This is a genomic window from Methylobacterium sp. AMS5 (assembly GCF_001542815.1).
Lineage (GTDB): Bacteria > Pseudomonadota > Alphaproteobacteria > Rhizobiales > Beijerinckiaceae > Methylobacterium.
On sequence record NZ_CP006992.1, the window covers coordinates 5342346 to 5363804 of the forward strand.

Below are 21459 nucleotides of genomic sequence, written 5' to 3' on the forward strand. Positions count from 1 at the left end.
GGATCTTGCGTCCGCCTCACCTCATTCGCGGTGTATCGCCCGGGTTTCGGGCATCTCGGCCGCCGTGGGTGCGGTGCGCCCCGGGAGGCTCCAGTTCCACAGCGCCGCCGAGGGCAGCGGCAGCATCAGGAACCAATGCTCCAGCGTGGCGAGCGCCGCGAGCGTCGCGACCAGAGCAAAGCCCGTGACCGTCTGCGGCGCCGCCGCATCCCCGAGCGCGCCGCGGGCGAGCAGAACCGTCGCTGCGGTCCCCAGCGTCACCGAGAGCGGAAACAGCGGGTTCATCGGCCGCCGGCTGAGGTAGCAGGCGAGATAGCCGAGATGCGGCGGCAGGAACTCGGCGTGGAGGTTGCGCACGCCGAGGAACAGGTTGAGCCGCGCCGAGGCGTTCATCAGTGTGAGCAGGCCGTAGGTCCAGAGCGCGACCCGGTTCCCCTCCCCCCAGGTGAGGCAGAGGATGGCGAGCCCGCCGATCAGGATTGCGAATTCATGCCACAGGCTGGTGGCAAGCGCCGCGAGGAAGCGATCGAATCCACGCAGGTTCGGCGCGCAGGCGGCGGGCTTCGGGCCGGAGATGAAGCCCATATAGTAGCTCATCTCCTGCCAGCCCCAGACGATCACAGCGGCGGTGAAGCCGAGATAGGCGCCCGTCTCCGTGTCGTCGTCCGCGACCGCGCGGATCGTCCAGAGCGCGCCGGCCAGGACGGCGCTCGCCGCGACCATGCTGCGGGCATGCGTCCGCCGCGGCAGGTGCTGGAGCACCAGCACCAGCCCGGTGGCCGACCACCACAGCAGGACGGCGTAGAGCGCCGGAGCGGCGTAGACGCCCATGCTACCAGACCGGATCGAGGCGGATGTCGGCGGGCATCGCGTTCTGCTTCACCGGAAGCAGGTAGAGCCGCGCGAAGGTCGCCGCCGCGACCAAGGTCTGGGCGCCGTGCTTCAGCTTGCCCGACAGGCCTCCTTCCGCCTTGGCGGCGGCGATCTTGTCGGCGCAGACCAGCAGCCGGTCGAGCCCCGCCTTGAAGCGGGGATCGTCGAGATCGAGGGTGATCGGGAAGGTCTGTTTCGAGATCTCGGAGGTGATCCGGAAGACCTTGAAGTCGTAGTCGGTCGGATCGACCCCGAGCGCCTTATGGAAGGCCGGTCGGCAATGGTCGCGGACATACATCGTCGCGAACACCGCCAGCAGGAAGAAGCGGATCCAGTAGCGGTTGATCCCCGTCGTCAGCTTCGGGTTGGCGCGCATGAGCAGCGCGAACGCCTCGCCGTGGCGGAACTCGTCGTTGCACCACTTCTCGAACCACTTGAAGATCGGGTGGATGCGCCGCTCCGGATGCCGCTCCAACTCGCGGTAGATCGTGATGTAGCGGGCGTAGCCGATCTTCTCGGACAGGTAGGTCGCGTAGAAGATGAACTTCGGTTTGAAGAAGGTGTACTTCTTCGCCTTCGTCAGGAAGCCGAGATCGACGCCGACGCCGAAATCCTTCAGCGTGTCGTTGATGAAGCCGGCATGGCGCGCCTCGTCGCGGCTCATGAAGCCGAACAGCTCCTTGATGTCCTTGTTCTTGGCGCGCTTGCGCATCTCCGCGTAGAGCACGCAGCCCGAGAATTCGGCGGTGATCGAGGAGACGAGGAAGTCGAGGAACTCCTTGCGCAGCTCCGGGTCCATGTCGGCAAGGTCGCAGTCGAACGCCTCGTTGCGCACGAAGTGGCGCTTGTTCGGGTCCGAGCGCAACTCCTCGATCAGGATGTCCCACTCGCGCCGCACGGGCTCGACATCGGTGCGGTCGAGCTCATCGAAATCGGTGGTGTAGAAGCGCGGGCTCAGGAAGGTCGTCTGCTGCGCGCTCTTGGTCGATTCGTTGAGCGGCTGGCGCGGGAACGGAACTCCCGTCGCCGGTTGGGGCTGAACGTTGGCGTTCACAGCTTCCTCCGTTCGGAAAAGCTCACCTCGTAGAGCTCGGTCAGCTCGAGATGGGCGATCAGCTTGGTCCAGGCCCGCTCCAGCCGGCCTGCGCGGGTCACAGTGGCGGTGCGGCGCACGGTGAGGCGCTCGCCGTAGGGCACCTCGGTCGGCGCATCGTGAACCTGGACCTCGTCGCCGGGCTCGATCTCGAACCCGCCATCGAGCGTCACATGCGCGTGCAGGCTCTCCGGCGTCTGTTCGATCTCGACGGTGCAGGGCACCTCGACGACCGTCTTGCCGATCCAGGCCATGTCCGCCCCCTCTCCCATCACCGCAGCTCCGTGCCGGGAAGCAGGCGGGCGAAGGCCTTCGCGTTCGAAGGGCCGAAGGCCAGCAGCGGCACGTGCCGCCCGGTGGCCCCATCCTCCAACGACAACGTCCCGTTGTCGAATCGCGTGAGGGTGAACGGGGGCTCGCGGCTCAGGCCTTCCCGCTGCCGGGCCTGGGCGAGCCCCCGCAGCGTGCCCCGGATGAAGCCGTCCTGCCCGGGCTCGATCCGGGCGACCAGTTTCCCGTCGCTGGCCTCGCGCAGGTCGATGGCGCCATCCGGCTGGTCCTCGGCGTGGAAGGCCAGCGTCTGAACCGGGTGGGCTGCCGGTGTCTGCGGCTCCGTCTCCTGGCCGCGGCCGAGGGCGACGGCGAAAATCGCCACCGCGAGCAGGGCCGCGACGGCCAGAAGCGCCGGCCGCTGGGATTGCGGCTTCTGCGGCGGACGGCGGAAGTTCAGCTCGACGGGCATCGGTCTCACTCTCGGCTATCGGGCACCGGCGGTCGCGAGGCGGCCGGGGGCAGCGCTCGCACGCCCGGTCGCGGCGGATTCCACGGTGCGCGCCGGACCTTTGGCAGGTCCTTCACCGACTCTCTCGGCCGAACCTTCGATCTGTGCCGCGAGCGCCGGTGCGAGCAGGTCCACCACGCTCCGGGCCTCGGGCACCGAGCGCAGCATCGGCTCCGGCCGGCTCACCCGCCAGGGCCGGGCATGCGGCCAGAGATGCAGGTAGGCGACACGCTCGCCCGGCGGCAGGCGCAGGGGGATGTCGCCGGTGCCGTCGGCAAACAGCCGCAATCCCGCCGACTCGATCCGGGTGAGCGGCAGGTTGAGGGTGATCGGCAGGGCGATGCCGACATGCAGCACCATGCGCCGGTCGGTCAGCGTGTAGACCGTGGTGCGGTGGACGAGCCAAGCGAGGAAGCTCAGCAGCCCGAGCGCCGCAACGCCGATCAGCAGGGTCGGGCCCGCCACGGCGAGCGCCCGCGTCGGCCCCCCGCTCGCGGCGGCACCGATGGCCAGCACCGTGGCGGTGCTGGCGAACCATACCATGACGAGCCTGGCGTGGAAGGCGCGCAGCAACACGCCGGAGAGGCTCGGGGCGCCGCGCCACAGGATGCGCTCGCCCGGCGGCAGGGGACCGGGCAGGCCCCGCAACGTCCCTTCGGGCAGGAAGTCGGAGTCGCTCATAGGATCGGCCCTCAGAAAATGGGTTCTTGGCGAGCGGGCGAGGCGTAGAGGGTGCCGGCGCCGAAATAGGCCATGATCCGCTCTTCCTCGAGCAGGGTGACGGAGTCGGGATCCTTGGTGCCGGGAATGTCGGCGAACTGCGCCGCCAGCAGCGCCTCGGTCTTCACCGTGCGGGAGAATCGGCCGGTGGTGCAGAAGGTCACCGGCATCAGCACCCGGCGTCCGCCGGCACCGAGTTCGACCTCGTAGTAGCGCACGAAGGATTCGCCGCGATCGAGCCAGAGATCGACGACGGTGCCGGCGACCTGCCGGTCGGCGCCGAAGACCGGCATGCCGATCGGGTTCGGTCCGTCCTCGTGGACCACGAAGGCGTCGGCGACGCGTAGGGGGACGATCCGGTACTCGTTGTCCCAGGTCCGGTCGTGCTCGTCGTGGCGCGGAACCCAGGAGCCGGGGCCGACGCCGGCCTGCAGCGACGTGTCGGTGCGGAAGTAGGGCGCGCCGGGGAAGACCTCGCGGCGGGCGCTCGGCACGTTCGAGTCGTAGGCGATGTTGGTCTGCGGCGCGTACATCGTGTGGCCGCTCGACAGGTGGAAGGCCTTCGGCATCGGGATCAGGATCGGGTCCGGGCTCTTCAGCCGGCCGGCCGCCTCGTTCTCCAGCGGATAGCCCTCGCGGCGATCCTCCCGGCGCAGGTAGAAGACCAGGCCGGCGAAGAAGATCCAGAACGCGTAGAGCGTGACCTGCGCGACATCGATGTAACCGGTGATCTCGCCTCTGGGCATGGCAGGCCTCCGATCAGGTGGGGCGGTTGACGAGGGGGTCGAACGAACCGGAACACCGCTCGTCCGGACGGATGGAACCGGGGGCGTCCGCGCGTACGAGCGGGCCGAGCGCGACCAGCGTGGCGAACAGCAGCGCGATCTCGACGTGGTAGACGATGAGGTAGCCGATCGCCGGCTCGTTCATGCCCTCGCCGAGCGCACCCGATTGCGCCACGGCGGCGCCGAGATCGCGCAGGATGCCGCTGGCGGCGATGGCGAGGCCGGCGGCGGTGGCCTGCGCCGCGCCCCAGGCGCCGAGCGCAAGGCCGGTATCGTCCGGCCCGGCCTTGGCCATGGAGGCGGTGAGCGTGCCGTGGGCGAACAATCCGCCGCCGATGCCGATCAGCGTGACCCCCGCTGCGAACAGCCGGGCCGAGGCGAGGGGTGCTGCGAAGATCACCGCCGAGAAGGCGGCGATGCCGATCACCGCGCCTGTCGCTGCCACCCGATAGGGGTCACCGCCGCGGTTGAGCCAGCGCGCCGCCGCGATCAGCCCCAGCCCGCCGCCGGCCGCGAGCATGGCGGTGAGCGCCGTGGTCTGGGCCACCGTCAGGCCGAGGATCTGGCCGCCATAGGGTTCGAGCAGGATGTCCTGCATCGAGAAGGCCGCGGTGCCGAGCGCGATCGCCGCCAGCCGCCGCCGCGCGGTGCCCTCCCCGGCATAGCCGCGCCAGGACTGGGAGAAGCTCGGCCGCGGCGCCGCCCTTTCGGTGCGGTGCGGATCGCGCGGCTCCTGTTTCCACAGGGCGATGCCGTTGAGCACGATCGTGACCAGTGCCGCGCCCTGGATCACCTGGATCAGGCGGACCGCGGAGAAATTCGCCAGCGCCAGCCCGAACAGCACGGCGCTGCCCATCATGCCGGCCAGCAGCATGGCGCAGAGGAGCGCCACCACCTTCGGGCGGGCATGCGCCGGGGCGAGGTCGGTGGCCAGCGCCAGCCCGACGGTCTGGGTGGTATGGAGCCCCGCGCCGACGAGCAGGAAGGCGAGCGCGGCCGCGCCATGGCCGACCCAGAGCGGACCGGTGGTATCGCCCGACAGGATCAGGAGGGCGAACGGCATGATCGCCAGCCCGCCGAATTGCAGCAGCGTGCCGAACCAGATGTAGGGCACCCGCCGCCAGCCGAGCACGGAGCGGTGCGTGTCCGAGCGGAAGCCGACCAGCGCCCGCAGGGGGGCGAACAGGAGTGGCAGCGACAGCATCACCGCGACGATCCAGGCCGGCACTGCAAGCTCGACGATCATCACCCGGTTGAGCGTGCCGATCAGCAGCACGGCGGCCATGCCGACCGTGACCTGAAACAGCGCGAGCCGCATCAGGCGCCCGAGCGGCAACTCCTTCGTCGCCGCATCGGCGAACGGAAGGATCGCCGGGCCGAGGCGGAGCAGCGCCTGGGTGATGGCGAGGCCGGATTTCATCGAGCGGCCCCGGTCTCGCTCGCGGGCGACGCATCCCTGCGCAGCTCGATCGCGTTCGAGAGGTAGAACCCGCTGTTCACCCGCTGCGTCCGCTCGACGGCGAAACGGGCCAGCGCCCGCTCTCCGGCGATGCGCCGCCGCAGGCCGCTCTCCGTGATCGGCACGATGGCCGGAGCCCGGTCGGCCTTCGGGAACAGCTTGCCGGCCGCGTGCATCAGCGTCAGCAGCGCCGTGCGCGGGGCGACGGTGAAGAGCAGGCTGCCATCGGTGCGCAGCGACAGTTCGGCGAGCGCCCGGACGATGTCCGGCGCCTGATAATGGATCAGCGAATCCATCGCGACGACATGGTCGAAGCGGCCGAGCCAGGGGTCGAGCATGTCGCCGACCCGGAACGTGACCGAGCCGGGGCCGGGGATCGCGGGCAGGCGCTCGCGGGCGAGCCCGACCAGCGTCGGCGAGACGTCGATCGCCACCACTTCGGCACCCCGGCGCGCGGCCTCGACCGCGAGCGCCCCGGTGCCGCAGCCGGCATCCAGCAGGCGCAGGCCGGTCAGATCCGCCGGCAGCCAGCCGAGCAGGTTCGCGCGCATGGTGTCGCGCCCGGCCCGCACCGTGGCGCGGATCTTCGAGACCGGCGCGTCGGAGGTGAGGCGCGACCATGCCTCGACCGCGGTGCGGTCGAAGTAGGTCTCGAGTTGGGAGCGGCGGGTGAGGTAGGGCGTGCTCATCGATCGCGTCCCGAGATCAGTCGAAGCCGAGGAATTCGAACAGGTCGCGGTCCTTCATCGGAACCGCCTCGCAGGGGTCGGCGCCGGACCAGAGCGTCTCGGCGAGCTGCATGTACTCGTCGGTGACGGCCTTCAGCTCCGGCGTCGGCTCCATCTCGAACAGCGTCGATTTCTTCAGGCGCGAGCGCCGCACCACGTCCAGGTCGGGGAAGTGTGCAAGGCGGCGCAGGCCCACCGCTGCGTTGAAGCGGTCGATCTCGTCGGTCTTGGCCGAGCGGTTGGCGATGACGCCGCCGAGCCGCACGCCGTAATTCTTCGACTTGGTGTGGATGGCCGCGACGATGCGGTTCATCGCGAAGATCGAGTCGAAGTCGTTGGCGGTGACGATCAGCGCGCGGTCGGCGTGCTGGAGCGGCGAGGCGAAACCGCCGCACACCACGTCGCCGAGCACGTCGAACACGACGACGTCGGTATCCTCCAGAAGGTGATGCTCCTTGAGGAGCTTCACCGTCTGCCCGACGACGTAGCCGCCGCAGCCGGTGCCGGCGGGCGGTCCGCCGGCTTCGACGCATTTCACGCCGTTATAGCCCTCGACCACGAAATCCTCGACGCGCAGCTCCTCGGAGTGGAAGTTCACGGCCTCCAACGCGTCGATGACGGTCGGCGCAAGACGCTTGGTGAGTGTGAAAGTCGAGTCGTGCTTCGGATCGCAGCCGATCTGCAGGACGCGCTTGCCCAGCTTCGAGAAGGCGACCGAGAGGTTCGAGGAGGTGGTCGACTTGCCGATGCCGCCCTTGCCATAGACGGCGAAGACCTTGGCGGTGTCGATCCGGTCGTTCGGGTCGAGCCCGACCTGAAGGCTGCCCTCCTCGCGGCGGACGGGAACCGGATTTCGGATGGCGATGTTCATGCCGCGACTCCTGCGGTGATCCTGGGCAAGGCTCCGGGCGTGACGCCCTCCAGCCGGTCCTCCAGTTCCTCCTCGGCGCGGTCGAGCGCGTCGCGCATCGCCGGGTCGGGAGTCCAGAAGCCGCGGCGGTGAGCCTCGATCAGGCGGCTGGCGACCTTGGCGCAGGCCGTGGGGTTGAGCGTCGCCATACGGTCGCGCATCACGTCGTCGAGGACGAAGGTCTCGGTGATGCGCTCGTAGATCCAGGGCTGCACCGCGCCGGCGGTGGCGGACCAGCCGACGGTGTTGGTCAGGGTCGCCTCGATCTGGCGCACGCCCTCGTAGCCGTGACCGAGCAGGCCCTCGTACCATTTCGGGTTCAGCATGCGGGTGCGGGTTTCCAGCGCCACCTGCTCGTCGAGCGAGCGCACGCGCCCCTCCCCGCGGGTCTGGTCGCTGATGTAGATCGGCACCGCCTCGCCGCGGGCGCGGGCCACCGCCCGGCCCATGCCGCCGAGCCCGTCGAAATAGTGATCGACCGATGTGACGCCGAGTTCGACCGAATCGAGGTTCTGGTAGGCGAGATCGACCCGCGACAGCACCGCCTTCATCAGGTCGCGCCGGGGCGCCGGACGGCCCGACCGGTCGTAGGCGAAGCTCTTGCGGCGCGAGAACGTCTCGCAGAGTTCGTCCTCGTCGTCCCAGCGGCCGGATTCGACGAGATGGTTGACGTTGGCGCCGTAGGCTCCCTCCGCATTGGAGAAGACCCGTAGGGCCGCCGTCTCGAAGTCGCAGCCCTGCTCGGCCTGGATCGCCAGGGCGTGCTTGCGCACAAAGTTTTTGTCGGCTGGCTCGTCCGCGCTGGCCGCCAGAAAACTCGCTTCCGCGAGGAGTTTGGTCTGCAAGGGCAGAAGATCGCGAAAAATTCCCGAGAGCGTGACCACCGCATCGATGCGCGGACGGCCGAGTTGTTCGAGCGGGATCAACTCGGCCCCGGCGAGGCGGCCGTAGCCATCGAAGCGGGGCGCCGCGCCGATCAGCGCCAGCGCCTGGGCGATGGGGCCGCCCTCACTCTTCAGGTTGTCGGTGCCCCACAGGACGAGCGCGACGCTCTCCGGAAGTGCACGCCCTTCCTCAAGGTAACGCTCCAGCACCCGCGCCACCTGGCGGGCGCCGTCGGCCAGCGCGAAGGCCGTGGGCAGGCGGTAGGGGTCGAAGCCGTGCAGGTTGCGCCCCGTGGGCAGGATACCGGGATTGCGCAGCAGGTCACCGCCCGCGACCGGGGCCACGAAGCGCCCGTCGAGGGCCCGCATCAGTGCGGGCAGCTCGCTGTCGCGGGCGAGGTCGGCATCGATCCGGGCGAGGTCGGCGAAGGCGGCCCGGCGGGTCTCGTCGGCGGGCAGGCCCGCGGCGGCCAGTGCCTCGTTGAGGGACGCACCCTCGATCAGGAGCTCGATCCCGGCGCGGGCCGGCTTCAGCCCGTGGGATGCCTCCGCCAGGGCGAGCAGGAGATCGACACGTTCCTCGCAGCCCATCCCCTGGCCGATCACGTGCAGGCCGTGCGGGATCAGCGTCTGCTCGAGTTCGAACAGGGCGGCGGCGAGCGCGGCGACGTGCGGTGCGGGATTGCCCTCCCAGGCGGGCTCGGCCGGGACCAGATCGACGGCCGCGCCCTGTGCCTGGATGACCACGGCGAGCGCCGTCCGCTCGGCCGTCGCTTCCGGTTCCAGACCGCGCCAGCGCTCGACCGAAGCCTTGAGGTCGCTCAAGCCGCGGTAGAGCCCGGCGGCGGCGAGGCTCGGCGTGAGGTAGCTCACGAGCGTCGCGGCGGAGCGCCGCTTGGCGATCGTGCCCTCGGACGGGTTGTTGGCGGCGTAGAGGTAGATGTTCGGCAGCGCACCGATCAGCCGCTCGGGCCAGCAGGACTCCGACAATCCGGCCTGCTTGCCGGGCATGAATTCGAGCGCGCCGTGGGTGCCGAAATGCAGCACGGCGTCGGCCGAGAAATCCTCGCGCAGCCAGCGGTAGAAGGCGCTGAAGGCGTGGGTCGGCGCGAAGCCCTGCTCGAACAGCAGCCGCATCGGGTCGCCCTCGTAGCCGAAGGCGGGCTGCACCCCGACGAAGACGTTGCCGAACTGCGCGCCGAGCACGAGGATGTCGGCCCCGTTGCTCTGGTGGCGGCCGGGCGCCGGGCCCCATTGTGCCTCGATCTCGGCCAGGTAGGTCTCGCGGCGGACGTGATCCTCGGCCGAAACGCGGGCGTGGACGTTGGCCGGCGTGCCGTAGCGGGTGGCGTTGCCACCGAGAATCGTTTCGCGCAGCGCATCGACGCTATCGGGCACGGTGACGTCGTAGCCCTCGGCTTTGAGGCCGCGCAGGGTGTTCAGCAGCGAGGCGTAGACCGAGAGGAAGGCGGCCGTGCCGGTGGCGCCGGCATTCGGCGGGAAGTTGAACAGGATGACGGCCAGGCGCCGCTCGCGCTTCGGCCGGCGCCGCAGGGACACGAGCCGATCGATCCGGGCGGCGAGCCGCTCGGCGCGCTCGGGATGCACGCGCATGTCGCGGGCATTGCCGGGGCCGGAGGCCGAGGAACGGCCGCCGAACACCATCGGCGCGGTGGCGCCGTCGAGTTCGGGGATCGCGACCATCATGGTCGCCTCGACCGGCGACAGGCCGCGGCTGCCCGCCTCCCACTGCTCGATCGTCTGGAATTCCAGCGCGTGGGCCGCGAGATAAGGCACGTCGAGCCGCGCCAGCGTCGTCTCGGCCGCCGCCGCGTCGTTGTAGGCCGGGCCGCCGACCAGCGAGAACCCGGTGAGCGAGACCAGGGCGTCGATCGCCGGCCGTCCGTTCACCGTGAAATAGGCGTCCACCGCGGGGCGGTTGTCGAGGCCGGCGGCAAAGGCCGGCACCACCGAGAGACCCTTGGCCTCCAGAGCGGCGATGACGCCGTCGTAATGCGCCGTGTTGCCGGCCAGAACGTAGGAGCGCATCAGCAGCAGGCCGACGCGGCCCCTGGCGCCCGGCATGGTCGGCAGGGCGGACAGGCTTTCGCCGACGCGGTCGGCCATCCGCGGATGGTAGAGGCCGGTCTCGGGATAATGCTGGGGCGCGGGCGCCGCGGCGATCTCCCGCCACACGGCGCGGGGGCCGGCGGCGTAGCGCTGCACGAGGAAGCGCACGAGGCTCGCCACGTTCTCGTCCGAGCCCGCGAGCCAATATTGCAGGGTAAGGAAATAGGCGCGCACGTCCTGCGCCGAGCCGGGGATGAAGCGCAGGATCTTCGGCAGCTTGCGCACCAGCGCCATCTGCCGGGCGGCGTTGCCCTCCGCGCCCGGCTTGCCGCGCAGCCGCTTCAGGAAGTCGAGGGCCGAGCGCTTGGTCCCGCTCATGTCGAAGCGGTTGAGCTTGGTCGTGCGCACGATCTCGGAGGCCGAGAGACAACCGATCATCGCGTCGCAGCTCTCGCGGCGCGCCAGGATCGCCGGCAGGATCGCCCGGACGTGCTCGTCGAGGAACAGCATCGCCGAGAGGACGATGTCGGCCCGCGCGATCTCCGCCTCGCAAGCCCGGAGCGCGGACTTGTCCGTCTCCCACTCCGCGGCGGCGTGGAAGCTCAGCGTGAGCCCCGGCATCTCCGCCGCGAGCCGCAGGCGCGCCCGTTCCACCGCGCTCGCCAAATGATTGTCGAGCGTGACGATGGCGACGCGAATGGTGGGCCTATCGGCCGAAATGCGCCTTGGCATCGTAAAGGGTCTCGAGAGTGATGAGCGGGAGCTGCCGCTCTCGGGCGAATCGCTCGGTGTTGGCGCGGGCTTTCCCGCGCACGAAAAACGGGATCTTCTTCAGTTCCTTCTCGGCATCGGGCGCCCACGGCGCGGTGCGGACCGTATCCGCGCCGGGGATTGGGATGGGGGATGGAACGGGCGCCGATGCGAGGGGGGGAGTCTTCGGCGCCCGTTCCACGGCGCCCGCCGTCCCGCTCGGCCCGCGGCCGAGATGAGACGGGGCGGCGCCATCGTGGAATTCGGGATCTTCGCGGAACATCCCGAGGAGATGTTCCTCCAGCCCCATCATCAGGGGGTGTACGAGGGTGTCGAACAGGACGTTGGCGCCCTCGAACCCCATCTGCGGCGAGTGTCGGGCGGGAAAGTCCTGGACGTGGATCGGCGCCGAGATCACCGCGCAGGGGATGCCGAGCCGCTTGGCGATGTGGCGCTCCATCTGCGTGCCGAGCACGAGTTCGGGGGCCGCCGCCTGGATCGCCGCCTCGACGTCGAGGTAGTCGTCGGTGATCGTCGCCTCGATCCCGTTGAGCGCCGCTTCCGCCCGGACTTCGCGGGCGAACTCGCGGGTATAGGTGCCGAGCCCGACGAGCTTGAAGCCGAGTTCATGCGTGGCGACGCGGGCAAGGGCCAGCGCGTGGGTGGCGTCTCCGAACACGAAGACGCGCTTGCCCGTGAGATAGGTCGAATCGACCGACCGGCTGTACCAGGGCAGACGCGAGGGCGCGTCGGCGAGGACCGGCGCGGGATCGACGCCGGCAAGGGCCGCCACCGCTTCCACGAAACGCGTCGTCGCGCCGACGCCGATCGGCACCACATCGACGAAGGGCTGCTGGACCGTCTTTTCGAGGTACTGCGCGGCGCTGCGCGCCACCTCGGGATAGAGCACGACGTTGAAATCGGCCTCGCCGAGCCGGACGAGATCGGCGGGCGTCGCACCGAGCGGCGCAACCACGTTTACCGCGATCCCGAGGCCGTCGAGGAGGCGTCGGACCTCGATCAGGTCGTCGCGGTGGCGGAAGCCGAGGGCGGTGGGGCCGAGGATGTTACAGGCGGGGCGCCGCCCTTCGCGAGGCGAACGCTCGGCCGGCGATCCCGCCAGGGCGCGGACCAGCCGGTAGAAGGTCTCGGAGGCGCCCCAGTTTTCCTTCTTCTGATAGGCCGGCAGCTCCAGCGGAATCACCGGGATCGGCAGGTCGAGCGCCTTGGCGAGGCCGCCCGGATCGTCCTGGATCAGCTCGGCCGTGCAGGAAGCGCCGACGATCATTGCCTGAGGCTGGAAGCGCGCGTAGGCGGCGGCGACCGCATCCTTGAAGATCGCGGCCGTGTCGCGCCCGAGATCCTGAGCCTGAAAGGTGGTGTAGGTGACCGGCGGGCGCTTGGCGCGCCGCTCGATCATCGTGAAGAGAAGGTCGGCATAGGTGTCGCCCTGGGGGGCGTGCAGCACGTAGTGCAGCCCCTCCATCGCGGTGGCGACCCGCATGGCGCCGATATGTGGCGGTCCCTCATAGGTCCAGACGGTGAGCTGCATGGCCGCTACACCTCCAGCCGGGTGCGCCGCTCGAGCGGGCGCGCAAACAATTCGGCGAGGTCGCCTGCCTGCTCGTAGCCTTGGATCGGCGTGAACAGCAGCTCGATCGACCACTTCGTGGTCAGCCCCTCCGCCTCGAGCGGGTTGGCGAGGCCGAGGCCGCACACGGTCAGATCCGGCCGGGCGGCGCGGCAGCGGTCGAGCCCGTCGTCGAGGCTTTGGCCCTCCACCACGGCGGTGCCGCTGGGGAGCCATTCGAGTTCGGCGGCGAGGTGGCCGCGATGCAGATAGGGCGTGCCGACCTCGATCAGTTCGGCGCCCATCTCCCGCGAAAGGAAGCGGGCGAGCGGCACTTCGAGCTGTGAATCGGGGAAGAAGAACACCCGCTTGCCGGCGAGCTTTTCGGCGTACGCGGCCAGGGCCTGGCGGGAACGGCGCAGGCCCGGCGCCGTTACCGCCTCGAAGCGGGCGGCATCGACGCTGAAGGCCTCGGCCGCCGCGCGAAGCCACTCGGTCGTGCCCTCGGCACCGAGCGGGAACGGGGCGGCGATGCGCTGACCTCCGCGCTCTTCCAGGGCGCGCGCGGTGTCCGCGAGGAAGGGCTGGGCCAGGAGAAAGCGCGTGCCGCGTCCGACCGGGGGCATCTGGCCCGCCCGTCGCGCCGGCAGGAAGCGGGCAGCGATGCCGAGATCGGAGAACAACCGGGCGAACTGGTCCTCGACCACGTCGGCGAGCGCGCCGACGACGAGGAGTTCATCCGTTGCCGCCGCCTCGGGCAGTTCCGGCACGAGCGAGGCGAGGCAGGCATCCTCGCCCTGCGTGAAGGTCGTCTCGATGCCGGAGCCCGAATAGTTCAGCACCCGCACGTCCGGGGCGAGCCGCCGCGACAGTCGCTGGGCTGCCCGCGACAGGTCGAGCTTGATGACTTCCGAGGGACAGGAACCGACGAGGAACAGCAGCCGGATGTCGGGACGTCGCTCGATCAGCCGCGTCACCACCCGGTCGAGTTCTTCGTTCATGTCGGCGAGGCCGGCGAGATCGCGCTCGTCGATGATGGCGGTGGCAAAGCGCGGCTCGGCAAAGATCATCACGCCCGCTGCCGACTGGATCAGGTGGGCGCAGGTGCGCGAACCGACGACGAGGAAGAACGCGTCCTGGATCTTCCGGTGGAGCCAGACGATTCCGGTGAGGCCGCAGAACACGGCCCGCTGGCCGTGCTCGGCGCGCACCGAGACGCCGCACTCGGTGGCGGGAAGGGGCGCGTGCGCGTTCACCGGGCCACCTCACCTGCGAAAGAGAGGTTGGCCGGGGTTTCGAGCCGCGCCGCCCGGAGCTTCAGGAGGAACTGGCCGGCATTGATGAGGTAGGTGGCGTAGGCGGCGAGCGCGAGGACCAGCAATCCCTGCGTATCGAGCCAGCCGAGGCCGAGTGCGGCGAGATAGGCCGTGTGCAGCGCCAGCACGAGCATGCTGAACACGTCCTCCCAGAAGAAGGCCGGCGCGAACAGGTAGCGGCCGAACACGACCTTCTCCCAGATCGAGCCCGTGACCATGATCGCGTAGAGTACGAGGGTCTTGACGACGACGGAGGCGTTGGCGGCCGCCGCGCCCTCACCCGTGGCGAGCGTGCGCAGGACGAGGCCGAGACTCACCGCGAAGACGAGAAACTGCAGCGGAGCCAGAATCCCCTGCACCAGCGTCCAGCGCGACGCGTCGCGCCGCTGACGCTGAGCGCTCGTGTAGAGCGGTTGTTGCCGGCCCTGGTGCTGACGCATGGCGTCCGCCCTCGCTCGTCCTTCGGCCCCGTCTTCGGAGACCTCGATGCCCCGAACCTAGGCCTGGCCGCCCAAAAGTGTCAATCCAACTTGACGCTCGTTCCAAATTACATTTCCGCCGACTTGGACGGAACCGGGGATTGCCAATCCTCGGCGGAAGCGTATCGTTGGGATACACGCGTCCGTTGCCCTGGTGCCGATCAGCGAATTAAATTGCACGCTGCATCCACAGAGCCGCATCCTCAGGGAGACGCCCATGGGCGACTGGAGGCATTTCGGCGAGCGTCTCGAATTTCCCGCTGTGGCACCGGAATGCGGTGTCGTGGCCGAGCCGCTTGTACCCTCGGCGTTCGAGCAGCAGCCCGACGGACTCGGGATGCGCCGACAATTGGCGAGCGTGGTCGAGGCGGAGATCCTGCCTCGACTGATGCTGGCTCACCGTGAACGGGCGACGCCTCGGCCGGCGGTCGTCGGGCACCGGCCGACACCCGACGAAGTCCAGCGGCTCAGCGACCTGCTGCTCGCCCGCACGGACACGGATCTCGCGCCCCATCTCCTGCGCATCCTCGACGAGGGGCTGACCCTCGAAGGGATGCTGGTCGATCTGCTGGCGCCGGTGGCACGGCATCTCGGGTGGCTCTGGGAGGAGGATACCTGCGATTTCGTGGACGTCACCGTTGCTCTCGGGCGCCTCCAGGCGGCGACGCGCGAACTGTGCGCGCGGCTGGAGAACGACGCGGTCGATCCCGCAGGGCGCAGCATCCTCTTGTTGCCGGGTCCGGGCGAGACGCATGTTTTCTGTCTGTCGCTGGTCGCGACCATCTTCCGCGAATCGGGGTGGGACGTGACCACCACCGGCGCCCATTCGAGCCTCGACGCGGCGGATCTCGTCCGCATGGAATGGTTCGACATCCTTGGGCTGACCCTGTCCTGCGACGTGTTCTTGCCCGCCCTCACGGATCGGATTCGTGCGTTGCGGGCCGCTTCGTGCAATACGCGGATCAAGGTCCTGGTCGGTGGCCCCTATTTCGTCCGGAATCCTGATCACGTCCGCCTTGTTGGCGCGGATGGCACAGCGGAAGATGGGCGTCTTGCACCGCTCATTGCGGAAAGCTTGCTTGAAATGCGGACGCGAGCCTGTTGATAAGGGCGCTTTCAGCGCCATCACGAAGTGTTGACCTTGAGCAGCTTGGCGAGCCCTTCTCCCCGGCGCCCCACCCCGGCGCTGCAACAGGCAGCCGGTCTCCTCGATGGCGAGGCGGCCGGGTTGCTGATTGCTGCCACCTCCGATCTCTCCCTCGTGGTCGATCATCACGGTATCGTTCGCGATACCATGGCCGGCCGGGCCGATCTTGAGGGACAGGGCATCGAATCCTGGCTTGGGAAGCCCTGGATCGACACGGTCACAATCGAGAGCCGGCCGAAGATCGATGCGCTGCTGCGCGATGCGGCGCCCGGTACGATGACCCGCTGGCGGCAGGTCAACCACCCCTCTCCCACCGGCACGGACCTGCCGATTCGCTACGCCACGCTCCGTCCGCGCAAGGATGGGCCGATCATCGTGGTCGGGCAGGATCTGCGGACGATCGCGGCGCTTCAGCGGCGTTTGGCCGAGACGCAGCAGGCGCTGGAGCGGGATTACGACCGCCTGCGCACCGCCGAGACCCGCTACAAGCTGCTGTTCCAGCTCTCCGGCGAGCCGGTTCTCGTGGTTGATTCCGGCACACGGCGGGTGACGGAGATCAACCCGGCGGCGATGCGGCTGCTCGGCCGACCGCAGAAACGCGTGATCGGCCAGGACGCGGCCGACCTGTTCGACGCGGGCAGCCTGCGGGACTTGCAGAGCTTGTTTGCCGGCCTGCGCGTCACCGGGCAGGCGACGGATCTCGTCGCGCCGTTGGCCGGCGGCCGGGGCGACGTCCGGGTCTCGGCCTCCCTGTTCCGCGGTGAGGGCGCGACCTCGGTGCTGTTGCGCCTCGCCACACTCGTTCCGGCAGCGCCGGAGCGCGTCGAGTTCGGACGTGGCGCGCTCGACATCATCCAGCGGATGCCGGAGGGCTTCGTCGTCACGGACGCCGCGCGCCGTATCCTCACCGCCAACACCGCCTTCCTCGATCTCACCCAGCACGCGACCGAGGAGCAGGTCCGCGGCCGAACCCTCGACAATTGGCTCGGCCGTGGGGAAACGGACGCGCTCGCGCTGTTCGCGATGCTGCGCGACCACGGCTCGGTGCGCCATTTCTCGACGGCGATGCGCGGCCAATACGGCTCCATGGAGGAGGTGGAGGTCGCCGCCGTCTCCACCTCTCACGCCGATCAGCCCTGTTTCGGCTTCACCGTCCGCGCGACACCGCGGCGGGCGGCCCCGGTTCACGCCGGCGGCGGGCACGACCTGCCCCGCTCGGTCGAACAGATGACCGAGCTCGTCGGGCGCGTCTCCATGAAGGCCCTGGTGCGCGAGACGACCGACCTCATCGAGAAGCTGTGCATCGAGGCCGCCTTACGAATCACGCGCGACAACCGCGCTTCGGCGGCGGAGATGCTTGGCCTGAGCCGTCAGGGTCTCTACGCGAAGATGCGCCGCTACGGCATCGGTGATCTCGACGGCAACGACCCTGAGTTGACCTCTTAGGTCATTCCCCGGCGACCGGCGCTATAATGCATCAGTCAAAAACGGGTGACATCGCGATCTTATTTTGGCTCGTGTGTAAAGCTTGATTGACACATGCGGCTGGGCGCCGGTAGCTTTCGAGCATGGCAACGCCCGCGCCGAGCGCCATCGTCGAGCTTCTCAAGCCCATCACGTGGTTCGCACCGATGTGGGCGTTCGGCTGCGGGGTCGTCTCCTCCGGCCAGACGCCATCCGGGCAGTGGCTGGTCATCGCCGCGGGCGTGCTTCTCGCCGGGCCGTTGGTCTGCGCCACGAGCCAGGCCGCCAACGACTGGTTTGATCGCCATGTCGATGCCATCAACGAGCCTAACCGGCCGATACCCTCAGGGCGCATTCCCGGCCGGTGGGGCCTGTATCTCGCCGCAGGCTGGACAGTCCTGTCGCTGGTCGTCGCCGCGATGCTCGGACCCTGGATCCTCGGCGCCGCCCTGTTCGGCCTCGTGCTCGCTTGGATCTACTCGGCGCCTCCGTTCAGGCTGAAGCAGAACGGCTGGTGGGGCAATTCGGCGGTGGCGCTCTGCTACGAGGGGCTACCCTGGTTCACCGGCGCCGCGGTGATGGCCGCTTCGATGCCTGATCAGCGGGTGCTTCTCGTCGCCTTGCTCTACTCGGTCGGCGCGCACGGCATCATGACGCTCAACGACTTCAAGTCGGTGGAGGGGGACCGGGCAATGGGCCTGCGCTCGCTGCCGGTGCAGCTCGGCTCCGATCGTGCGGCGCGCTTCGCCTGCCTCGTCATGGCCCTGCCGCAGATGGTGGTGGTCGCGCTCCTCCTTCATTGGGAACGTCCCTGGCATGCCGCGTTGATCGGCGCCCTGCTGGTGGGGCAGCTCGCCCTGATGACGCATTTCCTGAAAGCGCCCCGCGCCCGCGCCGCTTGGTACAACGGCACCGGCACGACGCTCTACGTTTTCGGCATGTTGGCCTCGGCTTTCGCCCTGCGCCCGCTCGTGCAAGGGCTGGCGCCATGACCCGTACGCCCGCCGTCTCTCGATCGTTCTCCTGGCTCCAGATCGTTCGGCTTGGCCTCGTCCAGACCGCGCTCGGAGCGGTCGTGGTGTTGATGACATCGACCATCAACCGGGTGATGGTGGTGGAACTGGCGCTGCCCGCGATCGTGCCCGGCGTCCTCGTCGCCCTGCACTACGCCACGCAGGTGCTGCGTCCGCGCTGGGGCTACGGCTCCGATGTCGGGGGGCGGCGGACGCCGTGGATCGTCGGCGGCATGGCCGCACTCTGCCTCGGCGGTTTCGGTGCCGCGGCGGCGACGGCGCTGGCGGCGAGTCACCTCGCCGCCGGCCTCGCACTCGCCGTCCTGTCCTTCCTGCTCGTCGGCATGGGTGCGGGTGCGGCGGGCACCTCGCTCCTCGTCCTCCTCGCGACCGGGGTGGAAGCCGGGCGCCGGGGCGCGGCGGCCACCATCGTCTGGGTGATGATGATCGCCGGATTCGCCGTCACCGCGCCGCTGGCCGGCCACTTCCTCGATCCGTTCTCGGGCGCGCGGCTCGTCGCTGTGTCGGGCACCGTCTCCCTCGTCGCCTTCGCCGTGTCTCTGCTGGCGGTGGCCGGCATCGAACCGCGCCGCCCCGAAGCCGCCGCCGGCCGGGCCGAGACGAAGCCGCTGTTCCGCGCGGTACTGGCACAGGTGCTGGCCGAGCCCGCGGCCCGGCGCTTTACCCTGTTCATCTTCGTCTCCATGCTCGCCTACAGCGCGCAGGAACTGATTCTTGAGCCCTATGCCGGCCTCGTCTTCGCGATGTCGCCGGGAGCGACGACCAAGCTCGCCGGGCTTCAGCACGGCGGCGTGCTCGCCGGCATGCTGTTCGTGGCCGGCGTCACCGTGTTCATCGGCGGTCCGGTGCTGGGTTCGCTGAAGCTCTGGACGGCCATCGGCTGCGGACTCTCGGCGCTGGCGCTCGGGACGATCGCTGCCGGCGGACCGCTCGGGCCCGACTTCCCCTTACGCGCGGCGGTGGCGGGCCTCGGCTTCGGCAACGGCGTCTACGCCGTGTCGGCGATCGGATCGATGATGGCGCTGGCCGGGCGCGGCGGCGAGGCCGAGCGCGGCACCCGCATGGGCGTCTGGGGTGCGGCGCAGGGCGTCGCCTTCGGTGTCGGCGGCTTCCTCGGCACGCTCGCGGTCGATCTCGCCCGCCTCGTCGCCTCCGAACCGGTCTACGCCTACGCGGCGGTGTTCGCGGCGGAAGGCATCCTCTTCCTCGTCGCCCTGCTGATCAGCCTGCGCGTCGAGCACGTCACCGTCGGCCGGCGGCGCAACCCGCTGACCGAGACGGCCTCCTTCCAGCTCAACCCCGGCTTCGAGGCGCGGTAACACCATGGCAGACCACGACGCTTCCGAAACCTTCGACGTCGTGGTGGTGGGGGGCGGCCCCGCGGGGGCGATCGCGGCCGCCGACCTCGCCGCCACCGGGCGGCGGGTGCTGCTCCTCGACAAGGCGGGGCGGATCAAGCCCTGCGGCGGTGCGATTCCGCCGCGGCTGATCCGCGACTTCGCGATTCCCGACGCGCTCCTCGTCGCCCGTATCCGGTGTGCCCGGATGGTGGCGCCGAGCGCGCGCTCGGTCGACATGCCGGTCGGCGACGGCTTCGTCGGCATGGTCGATCGCGAGCATTTCGATCCGTATCTGCGCGAGCGAGCAGCGCTTGCCGGGGCGGATCTGCGCGACGGCCTGTTCGAACGCATCACCCGCGAAAGTGCAGGTTCCGCCATAGTGCATTACCGCTCCGGCAAAGGCGGCGAGGAGCACAAGGTGCGGGCTCGCCTCATTATTGGTGCCGACGGTGCGACCTCCAGCGTCGGACGCGCCGAAATTCCGGGGCATGCCCGGATGCGACAGGTCTTCGCCTATCACGAGATCGTCCGTCGCCCCGCGGATACCGGGCACGACGGCGCACGCTGCGACGTCTACTACCAGGGCCGCCTCTCGCCGGATTTCTACGCCTGGATCTTCCCGCACGGCGAGACCGTCAGCGTCGGCACCGGCAGCGCCCGAAAGGGCTTCTCCCTGCGATCGGCGATCCGCGATCTGCGCGCCGATACCGGCCTCGATGCCTGCGAGACGATCCGCCGGGAGGGCGCTCCGCTTCCGCTCAAGCCGTTGCGGCGCTGGGACAACGGACGCGACGTGCTGCTCGCGGGCGATGCGGCGGGCGTCGTCGCGCCGGCTTCCGGTGAGGGCATCTACTACGCGATGCTCGGCGGCCGCCTTGCCGCGGAGGCGGCGGGCGCCTTCCTCGCGACCGGCGACGCTCGCGCCCTCGCCCAGGCGCGAAAGCGGTTTATGCGGCTGCACGGACGCGTCTTCTGGATCCTCGGGATGATGCAGTGGGTCTGGTATCGCAGCGACAACCTGCGGGAGCGCTTCGTCTCGATCTGCAAGGACAAGGACGTCCAACAGCTCACCTGGGACTCCTACATGAACAAGGAACTGGTGCGCGCGAAACCCGCCGCGCATGCACGGATCTTCGTCAAGGATCTCGCGCACCTGTTCCGCTGGGTCTCGCCGTGAGCGGCCTGCTGGTCGGCGGCTGGGGACCGCCTGTCGTCGCCGCCCTCGTGGCGCTCGCCGTCGCGGTGGCGGGCGGAGTCGCGACCCGGACGGACGCTTGGTATCGCCGCCTGCGCGTCCCCGGCTGGAAGCCGCCGGACTGGGCTTTCGGGCCGGTCTGGACCGTGATTTTCGCTCTCACCACCGTCTCCGCGATCATCGCCTGGAACGGTGATCCGAACCCGGCCGCGCGGGGCCGGCTGGTTGCGGTCCTCGCCGTCAACGGCGTGCTCAACATTGCCTGGAGCGTGATCTTCTTCCGGCTGCGTCGGCCCGATTGGGCCTTCGCCGAGGTGCTGCTGTTGTGGCTCTCCATCCTCGCCGTGATGGTCACCATCGGTCAGGTCTCGACGCCTGCAGCCCTGCTCAACCTTCCCTACCTCGCCTGGGTCAGCGTCGCCGCATGCCTGAACCTCACGATCGTCCGGCTCAATCCGCGCTTCGGGCCGCGCTTGGGGAGCGCGTGATCCGTGGACGGGTTCTTCGCACCGCTCTTCGCCTCCGGGCGGATCGTCGATGCCATCCTCGTGCTGGTGGCCCTGGAGGCGCTGCTGCTGCTCGCCGTGCGCGCCCGCTGGGGCCGCGGCCCGGCACCGGGGCCGCTGCTGAGCAACCTCGCCTCCGGCGCGGCGCTGATGCTGGCCCTGCGGGCGGCGCTCACCGGCGCGGCATGGCCCGGCGTCGCGGCTTGGATGGCCGCGGCGCTGGCCGCGCATCTCACCGAAATGGTGATCCGCTTTCGTCGTGACGGAGCGACGGATTCGCCGGACTGTGACACGTTGGCAGGGAACAACCAAAAGTGGCGAACGTTCGGTGCGCGTCCGCCGATGACTTAGAACG

Annotated in this window: 20 protein-coding genes; 7 read left to right on the plus strand and 13 right to left on the minus strand. The window is 69.6% G+C overall.

Going from position 1 to position 21459, the window contains the following annotated elements; translation table 11 throughout:
- Positions 1–21: 21 nt before the first annotated feature.
- From puhE to bchF, 13 genes are read right to left on the minus strand one after another with little or no spacing between them, the layout of a single operon-like run.
- Positions 22–831 (minus strand): putative photosynthetic complex assembly protein PuhE, encoded by an 810-nt coding sequence (gene puhE / locus Y590_RS23795; RefSeq protein WP_060772018.1) that lies wholly within the window; start codon positions 829–831, stop codon positions 22–24.
- 1 nt (position 832) lies between these two features.
- The gene (acsF, locus tag Y590_RS23800; protein ID WP_060772019.1) at positions 833–1927 is read right to left on the minus strand and encodes a magnesium-protoporphyrin IX monomethyl ester (oxidative) cyclase; all 1095 of its coding nucleotides are present in this window, start codon (positions 1925–1927) and stop codon (positions 833–835) included.
- Positions 1924–2220, minus strand: coding sequence for an O2-dependent cyclase accessory protein (locus tag Y590_RS23805; RefSeq protein WP_003600930.1), 297 nt, complete (start codon positions 2218–2220; stop codon positions 1924–1926). The genes acsF and Y590_RS23805 overlap by 4 nt, the downstream gene beginning before the upstream one ends.
- A gap of 17 nt (positions 2221–2237) precedes the next feature.
- Positions 2238–2708, minus strand: coding sequence for a photosynthetic complex assembly protein PuhC (gene puhC / locus Y590_RS23810; RefSeq protein ID WP_060772020.1), 471 nt, complete (start codon positions 2706–2708; stop codon positions 2238–2240).
- 15 nt (positions 2709–2723) lie between these two features.
- The gene (puhB, locus tag Y590_RS23815; RefSeq protein WP_060772021.1) at positions 2724–3428 is read right to left on the minus strand and encodes a photosynthetic complex putative assembly protein PuhB; all 705 of its coding nucleotides are present in this window, start codon (positions 3426–3428) and stop codon (positions 2724–2726) included.
- 11 nt (positions 3429–3439) lie between these two features.
- Positions 3440–4213 (minus strand): photosynthetic reaction center subunit H, encoded by a 774-nt coding sequence (gene puhA / locus Y590_RS23820; RefSeq protein ID WP_060772022.1) that lies wholly within the window; start codon positions 4211–4213, stop codon positions 3440–3442.
- 13 nt (positions 4214–4226) lie between these two features.
- Positions 4227–5672: a BCD family MFS transporter gene (locus tag Y590_RS23825; protein WP_060772023.1), complete on the minus strand. Its 1446-nt coding sequence runs from the start codon at positions 5670–5672 to the stop codon at positions 4227–4229.
- The gene (gene bchM / locus Y590_RS23830) at positions 5669–6400 is read right to left on the minus strand and encodes a magnesium protoporphyrin IX methyltransferase (protein ID WP_060772024.1); all 732 of its coding nucleotides are present in this window, start codon (positions 6398–6400) and stop codon (positions 5669–5671) included. The genes Y590_RS23825 and bchM overlap by 4 nt, the downstream gene beginning before the upstream one ends.
- A 16-nt stretch (positions 6401–6416) precedes the next feature.
- Positions 6417–7310, minus strand: coding sequence for a ferredoxin:protochlorophyllide reductase (ATP-dependent) iron-sulfur ATP-binding protein (gene bchL / locus Y590_RS23835; protein ID WP_060772025.1), 894 nt, complete (start codon positions 7308–7310; stop codon positions 6417–6419).
- Positions 7307–11035 carry a magnesium chelatase subunit H gene (locus tag Y590_RS23840; RefSeq protein ID WP_060772026.1) on the minus strand — a complete coding sequence of 1243 codons (3729 nt, stop codon included), beginning with the start codon at positions 11033–11035 and terminating at the stop codon, positions 7307–7309. Before Y590_RS23840 ends, bchL begins: the two co-directional genes overlap by 4 nt.
- The gene (bchB, locus tag Y590_RS23845; RefSeq protein ID WP_060772027.1) at positions 11010–12605 is read right to left on the minus strand and encodes a ferredoxin:protochlorophyllide reductase (ATP-dependent) subunit B; all 1596 of its coding nucleotides are present in this window, start codon (positions 12603–12605) and stop codon (positions 11010–11012) included. The genes Y590_RS23840 and bchB overlap by 26 nt, the downstream gene beginning before the upstream one ends.
- A gap of 5 nt (positions 12606–12610) precedes the next feature.
- Positions 12611–13879, minus strand: a complete 1269-nt coding sequence (locus Y590_RS23850; protein ID WP_060772028.1) for a ferredoxin:protochlorophyllide reductase (ATP-dependent) subunit N — start codon at positions 13877–13879, stop codon at positions 12611–12613.
- Positions 13876–14379: a 2-vinyl bacteriochlorophyllide hydratase gene (bchF, locus tag Y590_RS23855; RefSeq protein ID WP_060772029.1), complete on the minus strand. Its 504-nt coding sequence runs from the start codon at positions 14377–14379 to the stop codon at positions 13876–13878. Before bchF ends, Y590_RS23850 begins: the two co-directional genes overlap by 4 nt.
- 256 nt (positions 14380–14635) lie before the next feature.
- On the opposite strand from bchF, the gene Y590_RS23860 reads away from it, so the two are divergent.
- The 7 genes from Y590_RS23860 to Y590_RS23890 all read left to right on the plus strand — a co-directional run bounded on the left by Y590_RS23860 (position 14636) and on the right by Y590_RS23890 (position 21455).
- Entirely contained in the window at positions 14636–15523 is an 888-nt protein-coding gene (locus Y590_RS23860) for a cobalamin B12-binding domain-containing protein (protein WP_060772030.1), read from the plus strand.
- A gap of 27 nt (positions 15524–15550) precedes the next feature.
- Entirely contained in the window at positions 15551–17011 is a 1461-nt protein-coding gene (gene ppsR, locus Y590_RS23865; protein ID WP_060772031.1) for a transcriptional regulator PpsR, read from the plus strand.
- A 122-nt stretch (positions 17012–17133) separates the two neighbouring features.
- Complete coding sequence (gene chlG / locus Y590_RS23870; RefSeq protein ID WP_060772032.1) at positions 17134–18021, plus strand: chlorophyll synthase ChlG; 888 nt, start codon at positions 17134–17136, stop codon at positions 18019–18021.
- Positions 18018–19382, plus strand: coding sequence for a BCD family MFS transporter (locus tag Y590_RS23875; protein ID WP_060772033.1), 1365 nt, complete (start codon positions 18018–18020; stop codon positions 19380–19382). The genes chlG and Y590_RS23875 overlap by 4 nt, the downstream gene beginning before the upstream one ends.
- A gap of 4 nt (positions 19383–19386) precedes the next feature.
- Positions 19387–20580, plus strand: coding sequence for a geranylgeranyl diphosphate reductase (locus tag Y590_RS23880; RefSeq protein ID WP_060772034.1), 1194 nt, complete (start codon positions 19387–19389; stop codon positions 20578–20580).
- Positions 20577–21086 (plus strand): TspO/MBR family protein, encoded by a 510-nt coding sequence (locus tag Y590_RS23885; RefSeq protein WP_060772035.1) that lies wholly within the window; start codon positions 20577–20579, stop codon positions 21084–21086. The genes Y590_RS23880 and Y590_RS23885 overlap by 4 nt, the downstream gene beginning before the upstream one ends.
- 3 nt (positions 21087–21089) lie before the next feature.
- On the plus strand, positions 21090–21455 hold the full coding sequence (locus Y590_RS23890; RefSeq protein ID WP_060772036.1) for a hypothetical protein: 366 nt from the start codon (positions 21090–21092) through the stop codon (positions 21453–21455).
- Positions 21456–21459: the final 4 nt, after the last annotated feature.

What these genes read in the sequence shown, in the direction of transcription:
- puhE (WP_060772018.1), bottom strand. Translation starts at nt 831, where the DNA reads ATGGGCGTCTACGCCGCTCCGGCGCTCTACGCCGTCCTGCTGTGGTGG.
- Y590_RS23805 (WP_003600930.1), bottom strand. Translation starts at nt 2,220, where the DNA reads ATGGCCTGGATCGGCAAGACGGTCGTCGAGGTGCCCTGCACCGTCGAG.
- puhC (WP_060772020.1), bottom strand. Translation starts at nt 2,708, where the DNA reads ATGCCCGTCGAGCTGAACTTCCGCCGTCCGCCGCAGAAGCCGCAATCC.
- puhB (WP_060772021.1), bottom strand. Translation starts at nt 3,428, where the DNA reads ATGAGCGACTCCGACTTCCTGCCCGAAGGGACGTTGCGGGGCCTGCCC.
- puhA (WP_060772022.1), bottom strand. Translation starts at nt 4,213, where the DNA reads ATGCCCAGAGGCGAGATCACCGGTTACATCGATGTCGCGCAGGTCACG.
- Y590_RS23825 (WP_060772023.1), bottom strand. Translation starts at nt 5,672, where the DNA reads ATGAAATCCGGCCTCGCCATCACCCAGGCGCTGCTCCGCCTCGGCCCG.
- bchM (WP_060772024.1), bottom strand. Translation starts at nt 6,400, where the DNA reads ATGAGCACGCCCTACCTCACCCGCCGCTCCCAACTCGAGACCTACTTC.
- bchL (WP_060772025.1), bottom strand. Translation starts at nt 7,310, where the DNA reads ATGAACATCGCCATCCGAAATCCGGTTCCCGTCCGCCGCGAGGAGGGC.
- Y590_RS23840 (WP_060772026.1), bottom strand. Translation starts at nt 11,035, where the DNA reads ATGCCAAGGCGCATTTCGGCCGATAGGCCCACCATTCGCGTCGCCATC.
- bchB (WP_060772027.1), bottom strand. Translation starts at nt 12,605, where the DNA reads ATGCAGCTCACCGTCTGGACCTATGAGGGACCGCCACATATCGGCGCC.
- bchF (WP_060772029.1), bottom strand. Translation starts at nt 14,379, where the DNA reads ATGCGTCAGCACCAGGGCCGGCAACAACCGCTCTACACGAGCGCTCAG.
- Y590_RS23860 (WP_060772030.1), top strand. Translation starts at nt 14,636, where the DNA reads ATGGGCGACTGGAGGCATTTCGGCGAGCGTCTCGAATTTCCCGCTGTG.
- chlG (WP_060772032.1), top strand. Translation starts at nt 17,134, where the DNA reads ATGGCAACGCCCGCGCCGAGCGCCATCGTCGAGCTTCTCAAGCCCATC.
- Y590_RS23875 (WP_060772033.1), top strand. Translation starts at nt 18,018, where the DNA reads ATGACCCGTACGCCCGCCGTCTCTCGATCGTTCTCCTGGCTCCAGATC.
- Y590_RS23880 (WP_060772034.1), top strand. Translation starts at nt 19,387, where the DNA reads ATGGCAGACCACGACGCTTCCGAAACCTTCGACGTCGTGGTGGTGGGG.